The organism is Bacillus sp. T33-2 (genome assembly GCF_002860205.1).
Classification (GTDB): Bacteria; Bacillota; Bacilli; order Bacillales; family Cytobacillaceae; genus T33-2.
Genome location: NZ_PGVB01000018.1, coordinates 37,989 through 53,595, shown reverse-complemented (window position 1 = coordinate 53,595; position 15,607 = coordinate 37,989). Strand labels below are relative to the sequence as shown.

The 15,607-nt window shown below is 43.2% G+C and carries 16 protein-coding genes; 9 read left to right on the top strand and 7 right to left on the bottom strand.

The genetic code is table 11. The annotated features are described in order from the left end of the window. Positions 1–353: 353 nt before the first annotated feature. Positions 354–1,712 (top strand): magnesium transporter, encoded by a 1,359-nt coding sequence (mgtE, locus tag CVD19_RS14100; RefSeq protein WP_101582479.1) that lies wholly within the window; start codon positions 354–356, stop codon positions 1,710–1,712. Between the two features lie 197 nt (positions 1,713–1,909). After that, positions 1,910–3,079 carry an FtsW/RodA/SpoVE family cell cycle protein gene (locus CVD19_RS14095; RefSeq protein ID WP_101582478.1) on the top strand — a complete coding sequence of 390 codons (1,170 nt, stop codon included), beginning with the start codon at positions 1,910–1,912 and terminating at the stop codon, positions 3,077–3,079. A gap of 46 nt (positions 3,080–3,125) precedes the next feature. Here CVD19_RS14095 and CVD19_RS14090 read toward each other — a convergent pair whose 3' ends face one another. Further along, entirely contained in the window at positions 3,126–4,034 is a 909-nt protein-coding gene (locus CVD19_RS14090) for a diacylglycerol/lipid kinase family protein (RefSeq protein WP_257985143.1), read from the bottom strand. A gap of 98 nt (positions 4,035–4,132) precedes the next feature. Beyond that, positions 4,133–5,551 (bottom strand): sucrose-specific PTS transporter subunit IIBC, encoded by a 1,419-nt coding sequence (locus tag CVD19_RS14085; protein ID WP_101582476.1) that lies wholly within the window; start codon positions 5,549–5,551, stop codon positions 4,133–4,135. A gap of 163 nt (positions 5,552–5,714) precedes the next feature. Between CVD19_RS14085 and CVD19_RS14080 the strand changes: the two genes are divergently transcribed. After that, positions 5,715–6,554, top strand: a complete 840-nt coding sequence (locus tag CVD19_RS14080) for a GNAT family N-acetyltransferase (protein ID WP_101582475.1) — start codon at positions 5,715–5,717, stop codon at positions 6,552–6,554. Positions 6,555–7,142: 588 nt separating this feature from the next. Continuing rightward, positions 7,143–7,295, top strand: coding sequence for a YpzG family protein (locus CVD19_RS14075; protein WP_101582474.1), 153 nt, complete (start codon positions 7,143–7,145; stop codon positions 7,293–7,295). A 93-nt stretch (positions 7,296–7,388) separates the two neighbouring features. Here CVD19_RS14075 and CVD19_RS14070 read toward each other — a convergent pair whose 3' ends face one another. Continuing rightward, the gene (locus CVD19_RS14070) at positions 7,389–7,916 is read right to left on the bottom strand and encodes an HD domain-containing protein (protein WP_101582473.1); all 528 of its coding nucleotides are present in this window, start codon (positions 7,914–7,916) and stop codon (positions 7,389–7,391) included. Between the two features lie 810 nt (positions 7,917–8,726). On the opposite strand from CVD19_RS14070, the gene CVD19_RS14065 reads away from it, so the two are divergent. After that, complete coding sequence (locus CVD19_RS14065) at positions 8,727–8,960, top strand: helix-turn-helix domain-containing protein (protein WP_101582472.1); 234 nt, start codon at positions 8,727–8,729, stop codon at positions 8,958–8,960. 235 nt (positions 8,961–9,195) lie between these two features. Here the strand turns inward: CVD19_RS14065 and CVD19_RS14060 are convergent, their stop codons facing one another. Next, positions 9,196–9,756 carry a thioredoxin family protein gene (locus CVD19_RS14060; protein WP_101582471.1) on the bottom strand — a complete coding sequence of 187 codons (561 nt, stop codon included), beginning with the start codon at positions 9,754–9,756 and terminating at the stop codon, positions 9,196–9,198. Positions 9,757–10,184: 428 nt separating this feature from the next. Between CVD19_RS14060 and CVD19_RS14055 the strand changes: the two genes are divergently transcribed. The 3 genes from CVD19_RS14055 to CVD19_RS14045 all read left to right on the top strand — a co-directional run bounded on the left by CVD19_RS14055 (position 10,185) and on the right by CVD19_RS14045 (position 12,638). Further along, a complete protein-coding gene (locus CVD19_RS14055) occupies positions 10,185–10,856 on the top strand; it encodes a DUF421 domain-containing protein (RefSeq protein WP_257985142.1) in 672 nt (223 codons plus the stop codon). Between the two features lie 176 nt (positions 10,857–11,032). After that, entirely contained in the window at positions 11,033–11,431 is a 399-nt protein-coding gene (locus CVD19_RS14050) for a DUF2512 family protein (RefSeq protein WP_101582470.1), read from the top strand. Between the two features lie 370 nt (positions 11,432–11,801). Beyond that, positions 11,802–12,638, top strand: a complete 837-nt coding sequence (locus CVD19_RS14045) for an STAS domain-containing protein (RefSeq protein ID WP_101582469.1) — start codon at positions 11,802–11,804, stop codon at positions 12,636–12,638. Between the two features lie 191 nt (positions 12,639–12,829). On the opposite strand, the gene CVD19_RS14040 is transcribed toward CVD19_RS14045, so the two are convergent. Further along, positions 12,830–13,372, bottom strand: coding sequence for an NADPH-dependent FMN reductase (locus CVD19_RS14040; protein WP_101582468.1), 543 nt, complete (start codon positions 13,370–13,372; stop codon positions 12,830–12,832). A gap of 174 nt (positions 13,373–13,546) precedes the next feature. Then, the gene (locus CVD19_RS14035) at positions 13,547–14,167 is read right to left on the bottom strand and encodes a superoxide dismutase (protein WP_101582467.1); all 621 of its coding nucleotides are present in this window, start codon (positions 14,165–14,167) and stop codon (positions 13,547–13,549) included. Between the two features lie 176 nt (positions 14,168–14,343). Here CVD19_RS14035 and CVD19_RS14030 point away from each other — a divergent pair, with 176 nt between their 5' ends. Beyond that, entirely contained in the window at positions 14,344–14,976 is a 633-nt protein-coding gene (locus tag CVD19_RS14030; protein ID WP_101582466.1) for a helix-turn-helix transcriptional regulator, read from the top strand. A 59-nt stretch (positions 14,977–15,035) separates the two neighbouring features. Here the strand turns inward: CVD19_RS14030 and CVD19_RS14025 are convergent, their stop codons facing one another. After that, the gene (locus CVD19_RS14025) at positions 15,036–15,602 is read right to left on the bottom strand and encodes an NADPH-dependent FMN reductase (RefSeq protein ID WP_101582465.1); all 567 of its coding nucleotides are present in this window, start codon (positions 15,600–15,602) and stop codon (positions 15,036–15,038) included. Positions 15,603–15,607: the final 5 nt, after the last annotated feature.

Below are 15,607 nucleotides of genomic sequence, written 5' to 3'. Positions count from 1 at the left end.
TGGCCGCAACGTTTCAGCAGCCTGTAACCGCTCTTGGCAGATGGTTTCAGCTCCGTTATAAAAAAGGCGTTTGTTCCTGTTTTTCGTCCAAAATGTACACTTCTTCTATTTTACCAAAATCGCATGAATTTATCGTTAATCTACTACCCTGCCTTCCAACCGACATTCCATATAATTGGCGAAAGACTGTCCTTAGTGTCCAATCTTGTCAGCCCGGCATACATCTGTATAGAAGCATAAAAAAATGAAGTTTCCAAAAATTTTCTTACTTTAACTCCAAACTTGCATTTCAATTGCACAATAATTTCTTTATAATATGTTTGGCAAAACCCGTCGAAAGGAGCGTGGCGATATTGATTAAAAACATGACGGAGGACCAGATCACACTTCATATTATTAAATCCTTGAAGGAAAACAAGAAAAAGGATTTTGAGACGATATTAGACGAGCTGCAGCCGTATGATATTGCAGGGATTTATGCTGATCTTCCACCAAAGCATAAGACACGCTTCCTGCTATTTTTAAATATTGATATTCTCGCAGATTTGATCCAGGAGCTCAATAAAGAGCAGCAGCTCGAAGTCCTGAACAAGCTTGGTCTTGAGAAAAAAGGCCGGGTGCTTGATTTAATGGATAATGATGACCTTGCCTCCTTATTAGACGACTTATCTCCGGAAAAGATTTCATCTTTGCTGTCAGGAATGAAAAAGGAAGAGTCTAAAATTGTCCAGGACATCATGAATTACCCGCCTGAAACAGCCGGGAGGCTCATGACAAACCGTTTTGTCTGGATCAGGAACTATTATACGGTCAAAGAAGCGGTTGAAAAGTTGAAGACTTTTGCCGATTTTGCCGAGACAATCAATTATCTGTATGTCGTCGACCAGGACAGGAAGCTTGTCGGGGTCGTTTCCTACCGGGACCTGCTGATTGCGGAGCCATATGAAATTATCAGGAATATCATGTATGAACGGGTCATTTCAGTGTCAGCTGACACTGACCAGGAAGAAGCAGCTAGATTGATTGAACGGTATGACTTCCTCGCCATTCCAGTTGTCACTGATGACAATATCCTGATCGGAATCGTTACCGTTGATGATATCATCGACGTTGTGATAAAAGAAGCGAACGAAGATATTGAAAAGCTGTCTGCGTCAGGGAAATCAATTGACTTTGAAACGAAGGCGTTTGTGGCCGCATACCGCCGGCTTCCATGGCTGATCCTTCTGCTGTTTATCGGGCTCATCTCCGGCAGGATCATCAGCAGCTATGAGGATACACTTGAGCGAGTTGTGGCGCTGGCTTTCTTCATGCCAATGATTGCGGGCATGACCGGAAATACCGGAACACAGTCGCTGGCCGTGGTTGTCAGAGGGCTTGCCTCAAAGGATATTGATAAAAGACTGGTATTCCGGCTCATTCTCCGGGAATTCGGTGTTGGACTGATCATCGGGCTTACATGCAGCATTCTAATCTCGATCATTGCTTACCTGTGGCAGGGCAATGCTGTTCTCGGCTTCATAGTCGGCGCCTCACTGCTGCTGACGCTTATTATTGGCACAATGGCAGGAACAGTCATCCCTCTGATCCTATACAAGTTGAATATCGATCCGGCTGTTGCATCCGGCCCGCTGATTACAACATTGAATGATATTTTTTCGCTCGTCACCTATTTCGGGTTCGCGTCGGCATTCCTTCATTATCTTTTATAATAAATTATTAACACAGCGCAGAAATGCGCTGTTTTTTTATGGAACTTTTTCGCTTATACAAGCGTCTATTATTTTAGTGGTCGCCGGTAAACGGACTAGCCAAAAACATAAAGAAAACCGTTAACCCATTGTAAGGATAATTTTTCTTTGCTAGCATAAAATTGTAAAACGATGTTGGTTAAAAGCAGGGAGTTTCTATGGACAAAAAGACTAAAACGCAGGACCGGTTCGACTGGACACTCACTTTGATCCTGATATTATTTTTCCTGATCAGTTGTACCGCCATTTACAGTGCCCAGCAAACAGGGCAATACGAAGAAACCAATTTTATGTTCAGGCAAATATTCTGGTATGTTGTCGGGGCTGGCATTATCAGCGTGATTATGCTGTTTGACAGCGAACAATACCGAAAGCTTTCATGGTATTTATATGGTTTCGGGGTAGTGACGTTAATTATTTTATTATTGGCCCCCAACAGTATCGCTCCACTCCGGAACAATGCTAAAAGCTGGTTTGAGCTTGGCCCGCTTGGCACGATCCAGCCATCGGAGTTCATGAAAATTTTTCTTATTCTTGCATTAAGCAGGACGATTGCTGTCCATCATGAGAAAAATGAAATCAAATCAATCCAAACTGACCTGTTTCTTTTTTTAAAGCTTTGTGCGATTACGGCTGTTCCGATTGTTCTTATAATGCAGCAGCCCGATCTTGGCACCACCCTCGTTATCGTTTCGATATTCACCGGACTGATCCTTGTATCCGGAATTTCGTGGAAAATCATTCTCCCTGTTTATTCAGGTGGAGCGGCACTCGGGGCCGGAATTCTTTATCTTGCCGTCTGGAAACCTGAAATTCTGCAAAATTACTTAAAGGTTCCAGCATACCACTTTGGCAGAATCTATGCCTGGATTGATCCTGAAAGCCACAATGATATGTACGGCTACCATCTGGTCAAATCGTTGCAGGCAATTGGTTCTGGCCTGGTTACTGGAAAAGGGTTTGGTGACAGTGAAGTGTATATTCCCGAAAGCCATACAGATTTTATTTTCAGTGTCATTGGCGAGGAATTTGGTTTCGTCGGCGGGAGCATTGTCATCAGTGTTTTTTTTCTATTAATCTACCATTTGACGAAAACCGCGCTGGATACGATCGACCCTTTTAACACGTATATTTGCGCAGGTGTCATAAGCATGATCACATTCCACGTTTTCCAAAACATCGGCATGACCATTCAGGTGCTGCCGATTACGGGCATACCCCTCCCATTCATAAGCTACGGAGGCAGCTCCTTAATGGGAAATATGCTTGCTATGGGCCTCGTTTACAGCATCAGGTTCCACCATAAAACCTATATGTTTTCTTCTTAAAAGCAAAGCGAGGGGCAACCCTCGCTGTTTGCCTTCTTCCCAGCCCTTAAGTTAAAATGGCCAGACGGGGCTTTAACATATCAAAATGATGTTTTAACACGGTTATGTGTGCAGGTGTTTTTGAGTAAACCTCACCGTCCGTATCTGCATCTAATTCACTGTCGGTTTCTATCACGAATTCTCTCCCGCGGAAATGGAGGATTTCCTGTGTCAATGGATTTTCTGTCGCAGTAATATCATGGGCCAGTATTTCCCTCAGCAGTGCAAAATTCGTATTTTTTATGATAAAGAGGTCTGCATACCCATCATCAATGTGAACATTCTGAAATGGAAGTTCCCTCGTGCCAATGAACCGCCCGTTCACCAATAACAGTGCCACTGCCTCGTCTGTAATGTTTTCATTATCAACGGTTACCTTAAACCTGAATGGCTTCATCTGTTTGATTGTCCTGATCGCGCTTAAAAAATAGCTCATCTTCCCGAACAACGCTTTTTCGGCCTCATTTATGTTATTGGAGGTTTCCGTAACCAGCCCGACTCCCCAAAAATTCATAAAATAGGAATTGTCTGCCCTCATCGCATCTACCGGAACCACTTCTCCTTCCAACAGCTCCATAGCCGCCCGGCGCAGGTTTTGCGGGGTTTCCAACGTCCTTGTAAAGTCATTGCAAGTCCCGCCTGGCAAAACAGCGAGCACTGGACGTTTCCCAAGCCCGGCCAGGCCGTTGATACACTCATGGACCGTGCCATCGCCGCCGAGAATAACCGCGAGATCCATATCAGGCCCATATTGTCTGCACAGTTCTTTCGCATGCCCGGGTTCATCCGTTTGGAGCAATAAAAGATTTCCAAGTTGCTGTCCCAATAAGGGAATGGTGTCGCGCAGCGTTGTTTCCAGATCCTTCTGGCCAGCGCTGCCATTGTAAATCAACATTGCTTTCTTAAACTGCTTCACCTTGTCCACTCTCCACATCAATAAGCTGTTGTACCGAAAAAGCTCCGCCTCAACTCCGGGGAGCTTCTGTCATTGGAATGTAAAAGTGATTCATAAGACTATGGCCTGCCCGTTGCTTGTCCAGCTTCTTCGGCCATTTTGTCTGAGTAACCAAACAGCCATGTAAGGATAAAAGCGACAGCGATGGCAATCAGGTTAACCAATATATACAATAAAATTTGCCCGTTCAAATACAGGAGTGCTCCGGGTATGACCGTGATGGCCATGCCAGTTGCTTTCAGACCTAGGATTGAAGCCATAAACCCGCCTGCCGCTCCGCCAATCAAACCAGCGATGAATGGTTTTAAATAACGCAGGTTCACCCCAAAAATAGCAGGTTCAGTAATGCCCAGGAAGGCCGAGAGTGAAGACGGCAGGGCCAGTGCCTTAAGCTTTGCCGATTTTGTTTTGAGGCCTACCGCCAAAGCCGCACCACCTTGTGCTGCTACTGAGCAAGTGATAATTGCGTTATATGGATTGTTGCCGAATCGTTCGAGCAGCTGAATTTCCAACAGATTGAATACATGGTGGACGCCTGTCACTACAATCAGCTGGTTTAATCCGCCAATCAGCAACCCGCTGATGCCGAACGGCCATTCCAACACGGCAACAGTACCCCGTAATATTAGCTCTTCTACACTGTGGAAAATCGGTCCGATCAAAAATAAGGCCAGTGCAATCATAACCAGGAGTGTCAGGAACGGAGTAACAATGAGATCCAAATATTCGGGTACTCGCTGGCGGATCCATCTTTCAAGCTTAGCGCCGATAATCCCTGTTATAAAGGCCGGCAATACAGATCCCTGGTAACCGACAACTGGTATAAAGCCCATGAAGGTTATTGGTTCAACATCTCCCCCTGCCACTCCCCAGGCGTTCGGCAGGGTCGGGCTCACAAGCATTAGCCCAAGAACAAGACCTATTGTAGGTGTTCCGCCAAAGACCCGGAACGTTGACCAGGCAACAAGCGCTGGCAAAAAGATAAAAGCTGTATCCGTCAGAATTTGTGTAAAAAGAATAAAATTATCCGAAATGTCTTCGGTGGTGAGCCCGAATAAACCGAGTACCTTTTCCTGCATGACGAGACCGCGCAATCCCATAAACAGTCCGGTTGCAACGAGTGCGGGGATGATAGGCACAAACACATCACCAAAAGTCCGGACCGCACGCTGGATGGCATTGCCGCTTTTGGCGGCCTCTTTTGATTGTTCCCCTTTCGTTGAACCTTCCACACCAAGGCTGACTGCTTCTTCATAAATTCTATTTACTGTGCCGGTGCCAAGGATTACCTGGTATTGACCTGAATTGAAGAAGGCTCCCTTGACCTTGTCGATGTTTTCCACTTTTGGCTGGTCAATTTTTTCCTTGTCGTTCACCATGATTCTTAGCCGGGTGGCACAATGCGCGACTGAAGCAATATTATCCCGCCCGCCAACGGCCTCAATAATTTCTTCAGCGATTCGCCGGTTTTCGCTCATTCAGATCACCTCTGCTTAAAAAATACCCTTATGCCCAAATATGGTAAACCTATTTTCCGGTAGACTGGAAAAAGGATATACAGCACCCGGTGCATTTGCTATAATTTAAGAAATTTTCTGTCGATTCATCCTGTTCGACTCAATAAGATAGGGGGCATTCTGAATGAAACTTGTACGATGTGGTGACCCGGCAAGCTTTCTTGCTAAGACTGAACAGTTTCTACTAAGAAAAGAAGCAGGGAATAATCTGCCGCTCGGAATTGTACACCAGCTTAATCAAGGTGCTTCAATGGGAGATGATGTTTTTTTGGCCTATGTGGAGACAGACGGGCAGCTTTTGCTTGCCATGGTAATGACTCCGCCGCACAATCTTATTTTTTCTGTTAATGAAGTTGATAAAAAAGTGGTTGCTTTCACCGCGAACACCCTATTTGGAATGAATGTCAACATTCCCGGTGTTGTTGGTGAAAAACAAATGGTTACATCTTTTATCGAGAGGTGGTCGACGTTGCATCCCTGCCAGCCGGAAACAGTGATGGATCAGCGGCTTTATAAACTTGAAACGGTAAACCCGGTTCCGATTTCTGAAGGAAACCTCATTTTAGCAGATAAAGGGCATATTGAATTAATTGCGGACTGGATACAGGCATTTACAAAATACACACCGGAGCCTGAATTGTTGGAGAAAGATGCGTTAAAGAAAGCAGACCTGTTCATTACGGAGAACTCAATATATTTATGGGTTGTGCACGGACGGCCGGTCAGCATGGCCCGTAAAGCCAGGCCAACAAAGAACGGGATCGTCATTAATTACGTCTATACCCCAGCAGAACACCGAAATAAGGGCTATGCCAGTTCCTGCGTTGCACTGCAATGCCAGCAATTATTGAAAGAATACCAATTCTGCACGCTTTATACTGATTTAAGCAATCCGGTTTCAAACCATATCTATCAGGAAATTGGGTTCAAGCCACTGATCGATTCTTTGGTGATCAGGTGTTAGAGTGCAGGGTTGATTGGGGAAAGAACGCTGTAGGAGGGAGCGGCTGAAAAAAGCGGCTCCCTGTTTAACTGAAGTTATCAATAAAAAAGATTACCAGAAAAACAATGAAGGCATAAAAACTAAGATGCAAAAGCACTGTCGTAAAAAAGTCTTTCAGTTTTTCAAAAGTTACCGGCTCACTTTTTCTCGCTCTTGCTCTCATAGACATCACCCCACAGAAAAACTATCCAGACACTCCAGATTTTTCTTTATTTTAATCATAGCATATAGGTTTTTGTTTGTGGTTGAAAAATACGAAAAACGAGTTTCAGGGCACCGATATATACTTGTGAAATCACGAGTTTTAAGAGCACAAGAAAGTCTATATGAAACCTCGCCATCAAAGATCAGCTAGGAAGCAGTACTGTTAAGGGCGTTCCACTTCCTTTTTTTCGTCCACATCAATGTGTCACTTCATACTATGGATGTCACGCCCCTATGACCATACGAAAGCTCCACTGAATAATTTTTTACGTTATCACTCATTCTAAGCTTGATATCCCGACGGATGTCAATTCGTTTCAAGTATCCTGCCAAAGAGGTGATAAAATGAGTTACAGGGAGCAATTAGATCCGCACTCTGAATTATTTCATCACACCTGGACGAGACGGAAGCATGCAAAGTCACAAGTCAACGGACAAACAGAAGTGACAAAAACAAACTTCATTCTAAGAAGTAATGCCAAGGCGCACCGTTGGTAGAAGGATGCTTTATCGAAACGTAAAAAAAGACGCTCACATTGCGTCTTTTTTTACTTGTGAGCAGAATGCTCTCCGTGTGGTTCCTTTGTAGTGCTATTTTACTGCTTTAGCCGGTTCTTCTCCGTCAATCCAGCGGTCCAGGCGGGCAAGACTTTCGAGCGCCCTTTCTTTATCAATCTTTCGGTAGTGGTGCATGCCCCCCTCCTCCTCATCCTTTTCATCTGCCCATTTGACAACCTGCTGCAAGGGGGTGCGGACAATATCATTTGACGGCAAAAACGAGTCTGTGTGGAACAGGATTGCAAGGGCTATCGTCTTTGCATTGATGGGGTTTTCCCCAAGGCGGATCAACAGCTTGTGGGCCCTCTCAGCCCCCTTAATTGGGTGGATGTCATTTTTCCTGTACAAATCATAATCCCATTTTCCGTTTCTGTACCAGGTGAAATGCCCAATGTCATGCAAAAGCCCTGCTTTAGCCGCAGCGTCTTCATCCACACCATGTTCCCTTGCCAGATGGAAGGCATGGTAAGCAACCGCCACTGCATGGGCGAATCCTGAACGCTTTAAATATTTTTGGGCTATATGATGCTGAAAAATATCTGTTAGAGTCACATCTCTCATTATGCCTCTCCCTCCACATCAGCATGGCATTAACATCTGTATTGTTGCCAGCAGGATTTGTTTCATTTATCAATTAATCAAACGTTTGATTAATTTGTAGACAATAACTGTTTAACTTAAACCTTTTGTGCGTGAATAACTAAACAAAAAGCCCTACACAAAAAAACGGGCAAAAACCGCCCGGTTCTTTTTATTCACAGAATATTGGAAATTGTGCACTCTTTCCTATGTACTCCTTTATAGATACTCAACGTATATTTTACCGCCACATTTCTCGCATAAAAACATTGCCGATGTCATTGCGCCCCCGTCGGACATACTCCTAGGCTACCGAATCAGCCCACTGCTGCCTGTTTGCGACACCTGGAACCCGGCTAGGTGACCAAAAGAAGCTCGCCTTAACCAGTTTGCGTCACCTAGAATTTGGCTAGATGACTGAATCAGCCTTCCTCCTCAAAATAGCGTTACTTAGGAACGGATTTTACCCTGATGGTTTGTCAACGAATTGACCCAATGGGTTAATAAAAATTCCACAGCAACGGGTACTGTGGAATGACGAAAATTTTATACTTTCAAAAAAACTCGCTAATTTGCGAGCTTTTAAGGTGGAGCCGGACCCATTCGTTTACGACATGCCCGGCTTGGTTTTCCTATAGTTAAAGCACAAAGAAATGTCTCATGTGGGGCAAGGGCCTGCCGGCCATTCAGTTTTTTGATTATGAAAAGCTCGCTTAAGTACGATTATCATTTTGACAATACTAACTTTATAGGATAATTTAATAATAGCTTTTTCCAAGGGGCGTGGTATGAATGAATAAGGAAATTATCAAATTTTTAAGGAAAAGCCACAATTTAAACCAACGTGACTTTGCCAAATTGGTGAATTGCAGCTATGCCCTAATTGCTTTAGTTGAGGTCGGCAAACGAAGAGTCACCAGCGATCTTGAAACGAAAGTAAAAAACACATTTGACCTCGATCAGAAGCAAATAGATTCAATAGCAGCCATCGTAAAAACCATTAGTGATGCACCGCCATTTATATGAGCTGGTGCTTTTCTTTTGTCTTTTTTCCGCTGCCCCCACCAGGTAACCGGAATTGGCTTGCTAGTGTGAATCGGGATGCGAATAGAGTGGATCGGCGACCGAAACTCTCTTCGAGGGCAAATCGGGTCGCCAATAGACCGTATTGGCGACCGGAACTGCTTTGAAAACGGAAACCGGGGGGCCAATACTGTTTGTCATTACCTGAAAGTTTGCCCCTCATCTGGCGTTATTTATTTCATTTTTTGTCGTTGAGTTTCTGTTTAAAACTCTCGATTACTGTTCGCCAAATCAACGGATCAGTTGTGATTGTTTCTCTAAACTGCCGATAGATATTTTGCTGTTTTTCTTCAAAATCCGGCGCATCTGCAGCAGGAAGCTGTGACCGTAAGGAAGTGATCATTTCTTGCACTTCCGGAGAGCGGGGACCCCAAACCATGGTCTCCTGGCCATCCCTGTCGATGAAAATAAAGATCGGAATAGCACGTGCGGTTCCATTGGTTAAATATTGATCCATCAGTTCCAAGTTCTCATCACGGATGAGATACCGCAATTCCATATTGCTTGACTCCGCGATCCTCTGAAATACCGGGACACACAATGCAGCATCCCCGCACCAATCGGCTGTAAGGACCACACCCCGTAATTGCTGACCAGCTAAATCCTTAAACGTCGCGAGATCATCTTGATTGAATTCAAGCCCTTCGTAAACGCGATCCAGCTCCTGCCGATTAACTTTCATGCCTTTACGATATTCCTCAAAAGACATTCCTTTTTCATACCAGGATTGCAATGCCATTAAAAAAACTCCCTTCATCATACATTGTCGATTTCGTATCTTTAATTAAACATCTGAAAAAGGTGATTTTCAAATAATTGAATCCGGGGTTTCCCCCAACATGTGAATAAAAACGAGTTTTATCCATGGTTTAATTTAATCATAGGCTGGACCAATCATTTTTAATCAAACGTTGATTAAATTATTTAATCCAAAGCAGCTCTGAACAAGAGTTTTCATTCTTCCCCAAAGTTATTAACCATACTTCGTACGAGTATTATACTATGGTACAAAAACAACATTCACGCTTTCATTTAAAGATATCTGTTTTGCTGAATAGTGCGGATTGAATTCGAAGAAAAAAGTCTGGTGGCAAAAACTATACTGATTAAAACAATCTTTCAGGGGGAATTGAGAGACAAACAGAAGGTTGCGAAGGAGGTCCCAAATTGTTTTATGCTACGATATCATTAAAACTTATCATCGGATTAGCCGCTTTGATTATCGTGATGCGTCTCCTCGGAAAAAAGGAAATGGCAGAAATCACTCCCTTCGATTTTATATATACAATCCTGCTCGGAGGAATACTGGAAGAGGCACTCTATGAAGAAAAGGTGTCCATCCTTCACATTTTGTTTGCTATCGCCCTTTGGGGGGCGTTAATTTATGCAGTCGAAATTCTTGTACAGAAGTTTAATGTATTAAAAAAACCGTTGAAAGGCGAGCCTTCCGAACTTGTGATAGCAGGGCAACTTAATTTAAAAGAGCTGAGTAAAAACCATATAGAAATGGAACAGCTGCGCTCTATGTTGCGCAAGAAAGGAATCTTTTCTCTTAAAGATGTTGAATACGCTGTATTGGAAACAGATGGTTCGATCAGTGTCCTGCAAACCGCTGAATCCTCCGGTATGAAGCCCGAAATACTTAACATTACTCCCCCGCCGCAACCCTCTATCATGATGATTGACGAAGGAGAAATAGTAGATAAAGGTTTAAAGAGATTAGGCAGAACTAAGGAATGGTTAATGGAGGAACTTTCGAAAAAAAATATGCACCTGCAAGACATTTTTTATGGGGAATGGACGGAACAAAGCGGCTTATATATAAAGACTTATGAATGATAAACTCCCGGCCTGGCAATTGCTTTAAGGCCACAATTAAAGCGCGGGGGATTAATCGAGATTCGGGGCGCACACCGAAAGGACCAACATTTGAAAATTAACTTAACGGAAAATTAAGGATTTACTGCGTTTTTGTGGGGTATATATCAATAAATCTTTAAAAGGAGGGAACATAAATGGATCATTTAAAGGCACTGCTCATCAAATTTGTCATGATTGCAGCAGTATTGCTCATTGTGCTTACAGGAATTTTTGACTTCGAAATGGGTGACAGTCTGTTAATAAGCTTAGTGCTGACAGTTGCTGCGTATGTACTGGGTGATTTATTTATTTTCCGCAATTCCGGTGACGAATCTGATTACGGAAAACGTAATTTAATTGCTACAGCTTCAGATGCTGTGTTGGCATTCTTGATAATATACCTAATGGGCAAGGCTCTCTTTGTAGGTGATGATAATCTGGTGACAGCAGCCCTGTTGTCGACCGTTCTAATCGGAGTGGGCGAATGGTTTTTCCACAAATATCTTGATAATCATGTCTTCGATGAACATGAAGGGGCAGGATCTGCTTATTAATAAGTAACTCGGGGCTCCCATTGCGAGTGCTTCAAAATCAAATCAGGCTGTACCCAGTCCTTAACTTTCACCCCCATTTATTTCTGATTAACACTAGATAAAGATGAAGATAAAAACCGGCCCATCGGGAACCGGCTTGTTTAATGTAAATTCAAAAATGGCTAGTCTACAGTTTAATTTCCAATCAAACGTTTGATTAGTAAGCTAGCCAAAAGGTGTCCCAATTCATTGAAAACCATTCCGTCGGCCGCTATCTACCCAAGTCTTCGGTGAATTGCTATCTACATGGAAAGTAAATTGTATTCATATTCAAACTTTCGGTTGAAGGATATAATTAAGCCAACTAGAAGGTAATTGGGGGTAATGGGACATGAATTCGTTTGCGAAGGTTGCTAAATATCTAAATGACCATGCCGAGTCTTTGGCTGTTAAGATCGTCGATGATATTGTTCAAAGGCTTGGGATTGAATTAGCTATAGACGATCTACAGTATTACTACAGTGTTTATACTCAGTTCATCGTTTTATCAGCTGAAGGGATCAACTTAAGTGGCCATGAAGTTCCACAAGGCTTCATGGAAATGAGCAGAAAAAACGGGGAGCGGCAGGCCAGCCTGACAGGCAAAATTTCAAGCATCATAGGACGCTATCCCCAAATCCGATTAGGGCTGATAGAACAAATCACCAAAGTCTCAATAGAGCACGGTCTTTCCACCGAAGAGTCAATGTCAGTTAATAAACGGGTGAACTTTATGCTCGACACCACTGTAACTGAGACCATACTTGCCTTTGAACGTCAAACAGACATGGTTCTTGATGACAGAGAAAGAGAGCTGAATGAGAAACAACGGGCGATTAATGAGTTATCAGCCCCCATTGTCCCAATACAAGATGGGATTGCCATTCTTCCATTGATTGGCACAGTCGATCCTGAAAGGGTCGACTACATTTTCAACAAGGTAATACCGGATATCCCCCGAATAAAGGTTAATTATCTCATAATAGATTTTTCTGGCATCCTCACAATTGATACCTACGTCGCAAGCCAGCTATTCAGAGTTTATGATGTTCTCAGGCTGCTGGGGATAAATGTATTATTTACTGGCATCCGCCCTGACCTGGCCACAAAATCAATCGTTGCTGGAATTGATTTCTCGTCCATTAAGACATATTCAACCGTTTCACAAGCGATTAAAGAGATAGATTGAACACACCATCTTAAATTAACGGTAAGCAATTATAACCCATTGAGCCATTTCAATGGGTTTTTATTATGGTAGACAAAATACAAAAAAAGCCGCCTTTATCAATGGCAGCTAAATTCTTAGCTAAAAATGTTTAATACCTCTATATTGATCACTTGGCCCTCAAGATCAATGGTTTTATTATCGTTACCTTTTTAACTTCCCACCGAAATGCCTTTCTGCAGATAAATCATTTCCTCAGCCAATTTTTTTATGCGGCTGTTCACATCGGCAGTGACGATTTCATTATGTACATCAAAATCGGAATTGTGGACGAACACATTTCCTAGCGGTGCTATGCCTTTCAAATAAGTGAGGATTGGCTTTAGCTGGTATTCCATGACGAGGTAGTGCTTGTCGGTGCCCCCTGTTGTTACCATGCCGGTCACTTTGGATTTAAAAGCGTCCATTGGAAGGTGGTCGAACAGATTTTTTAACGCCCCAGGAATAGATGCCTGGTAAATCGGTGTACCGATCACAAGGAAGTCGGCAGACAGAACTGTGTTCACTACTTTTACAGTATCTGCGTTGTAATAGCTTAGCGGTGTGCCTTTTACGAATTCTACTTCATATTCCTTCAAATCAACCAGTTCTGTGCTGATGGATGGTTCGATGGCTTTAGCAGCCTGCAGCACTTCATGGACGGCCTTCGATGTTTTTTCACCGATCAAAGAGCCTGAGACACCAACAAGTTTCATTTGCTTATCCCCCTATTTAAACACACTTATGATCTAAAGCGACTGGACCCTGGAATACGATCAACATGTTCCGAAGAAATGCTGCCGCACCTCACAATCCTTGGTCAACTAGTGTTCCTCATTCGTACCACTAATGGAATAAGGTGCCAAAAAGGCACCTCATTCAATAATGATTTATTTTTGGGCACTCTCGAACTTTTCTGCTACAGCATCCCAGTTAATGATGTTAAAGAAGCTTGCAATATAGTCAGGTCTTCTGTTTTGGTAATTCAGGTAGTACGCATGCTCCCAAACGTCCAGGCCAAGTACGGCATTCTTGCCTTCCATAACCGGGTTGTCCTGGTTTGGTGTGCTTGTCACTTCAAGCTTGCCGTTTTCCCCGACAACGAGCCAAGCCCAGCCGGAGCCGAAACGTGTTGTAGCAGCTGCAGCGAATTCTTTTTTGAAATTGTCAAAGCTGCCGAAAGCTTCGTTTATTGCTGCTTCCAGTTTTCCAGCAGGTGCATTGTTTTCTTTCGCAGGCGCGATAACTTCCCAGAACAGGGTGTGGTTCAAATGGCCGCCGCCATTGTTCCTTACAGCAGTCCTGACCGCCTCTGGAACTACATCAAGGTTCGCAAGCAGGTCTTTAAGTGATTTTTCCAGAAGTTCAGGCTTGCCTTCAAGAGCGGCATTCAGGTTGTTCACATAGGTTTGATGGTGCTTGCCATAGTGGATCTCCATTGTTGCCTTGTCAATATGAGGCTCCAAAGCGTCAAAATCATAGTTTAAAGCTGGCAGTGAATAAGTGGTCATTATGTAATCCCCCTAAGATTTATATTTTTATACCTAATGGTATAATAAGTACAATTAAATAATATAAGATGCCATCCTAAAAATCAACTGATTTTTTTGCGATGTCAATAATTTATACTTTATGGTATAATTAATATACGAAATTAAAATTTCCTCTCCTGAATTGGAGGTATTATATGAATACTGTTCGAACGAGCACCAAAGACAAAATTCTTGATCTGCTCAAAAAGGAAGAACGCTTGACGGTCAACGATTTAACGGATCGGCTTAAAATTACCCATATGGCAATACGGAAGCACCTCACAAGCCTTGAGAAGGATGGGCTCATTGACTCAAAGGCAATCAAGCAGCCGCTGGGAAGGCCACTCCAAACATACATGCTGTCCAAAAAGGCACAAGGCCAATTCCCTAAAAATTACGAAGGCATCACGGTTGAATTTCTTCATGACATAAAAGAAATCCATGGAGAAGAATCGGTTGAACGTTTATTCAAAAAAAGGGAAGACCGGCTCACACGGGAATACAACACCCGGCTCGGAGATAAAACCACTGCCCATGAGAAGCTTAATGAACTCGTTGACATTCAGAACGAAAAAGGGTACATGGCCGAGCTGGCCCAGATTGATGAAAATACTTTCGAATTGACCGAATTTAACTGCCCAATCTTCTCTGTCGCAACGGATTTCAAGGTTGCCTGCCGCTGTGAAACCGAGCTGTTTAAAAACATCCTCGGCACGGAACAAATCAGCAGGACGTGCTGCCAGACAGATGGGGACAACCACTGCAAATTTCTGGTGAAAATAAATTGAGGAGCATGCCAGCGGGGCATACTCCTCTTTTTTCACGCTGATGTTCATGTGCTGCAATATTAAAAATCGTATTTCGCCTCTTTCTCCTTCAGGAGCTTTGTATAGGTTTCTGTCAGTAAAACCGTATCTTCGACCAGCCGTTCAATTCTGAAAAGAACATCGTCGCTGACAATTTCCTTATTGTGAAAATCCTTCTCCTCAATGAATACATAACCCTGTACGATTTGCGCCTTCATATAAGAAAGTATCGGCTTAAGCTGCTGTTCCAGTACCAGATAGTGCTTGGCAGAACCAGCTGTTACAAGCATGCTTGCCACTTTATCACGCAAAGCACCCACAGGCAGTAAATCGAAAATGTTTTTTAATGTAGCCGGAATGGATGCCTGAAAAACAGGTGTTCCAATCACAATCGCATCAGCTTCCATGATTGTTTTTGTCACGTATCCGGTATCACCTTCATAATCGAGGTAACTGCGCCCATCACTGAACTGGAGATTATATTCTGCAAGATCAATGAGGGTAAATTCAACCTCAGGATATTTTTGCGAAAACTCTCTGGATACATAGTTCATTGCCGTCCTTGTCTTAGATCCAACGATAGAGCCGGAGATTCCAACGATTTTCAAGATGA

Bases quoted from the DNA above. Each gene is read 5' to 3' on its own strand.
- CVD19_RS14050 (WP_101582470.1), top strand. From the start codon at position 11,033: ATGGATCATTTAAAGGCACTGCTCATCAAATTTGTCATGATTGCAGCA.
- CVD19_RS14035 (WP_101582467.1), bottom strand. From the start codon at position 14,167: ATGACCACTTATTCACTGCCAGCTTTAAACTATGATTTTGACGCTTTG.
- CVD19_RS14085 (WP_101582476.1), bottom strand. From the start codon at position 5,551: ATGAGCGAAAACCGGCGAATCGCTGAAGAAATTATTGAGGCCGTTGGC.
- CVD19_RS14070 (WP_101582473.1), bottom strand. From the start codon at position 7,916: ATGAGAGATGTGACTCTAACAGATATTTTTCAGCATCATATAGCCCAA.
- CVD19_RS14065 (WP_101582472.1), top strand. From the start codon at position 8,727: ATGAATAAGGAAATTATCAAATTTTTAAGGAAAAGCCACAATTTAAAC.
- CVD19_RS14080 (WP_101582475.1), top strand. From the start codon at position 5,715: ATGAAACTTGTACGATGTGGTGACCCGGCAAGCTTTCTTGCTAAGACT.
- CVD19_RS14030 (WP_101582466.1), top strand. From the start codon at position 14,344: ATGAATACTGTTCGAACGAGCACCAAAGACAAAATTCTTGATCTGCTC.
- CVD19_RS14060 (WP_101582471.1), bottom strand. From the start codon at position 9,756: ATGGCATTGCAATCCTGGTATGAAAAAGGAATGTCTTTTGAGGAATAT.
- CVD19_RS14045 (WP_101582469.1), top strand. From the start codon at position 11,802: ATGAATTCGTTTGCGAAGGTTGCTAAATATCTAAATGACCATGCCGAG.
- CVD19_RS14095 (WP_101582478.1), top strand. From the start codon at position 1,910: ATGGACAAAAAGACTAAAACGCAGGACCGGTTCGACTGGACACTCACT.
- CVD19_RS14075 (WP_101582474.1), top strand. From the start codon at position 7,143: ATGAGTTACAGGGAGCAATTAGATCCGCACTCTGAATTATTTCATCAC.
- CVD19_RS14040 (WP_101582468.1), bottom strand. From the start codon at position 13,372: ATGAAACTTGTTGGTGTCTCAGGCTCTTTGATCGGTGAAAAAACATCG.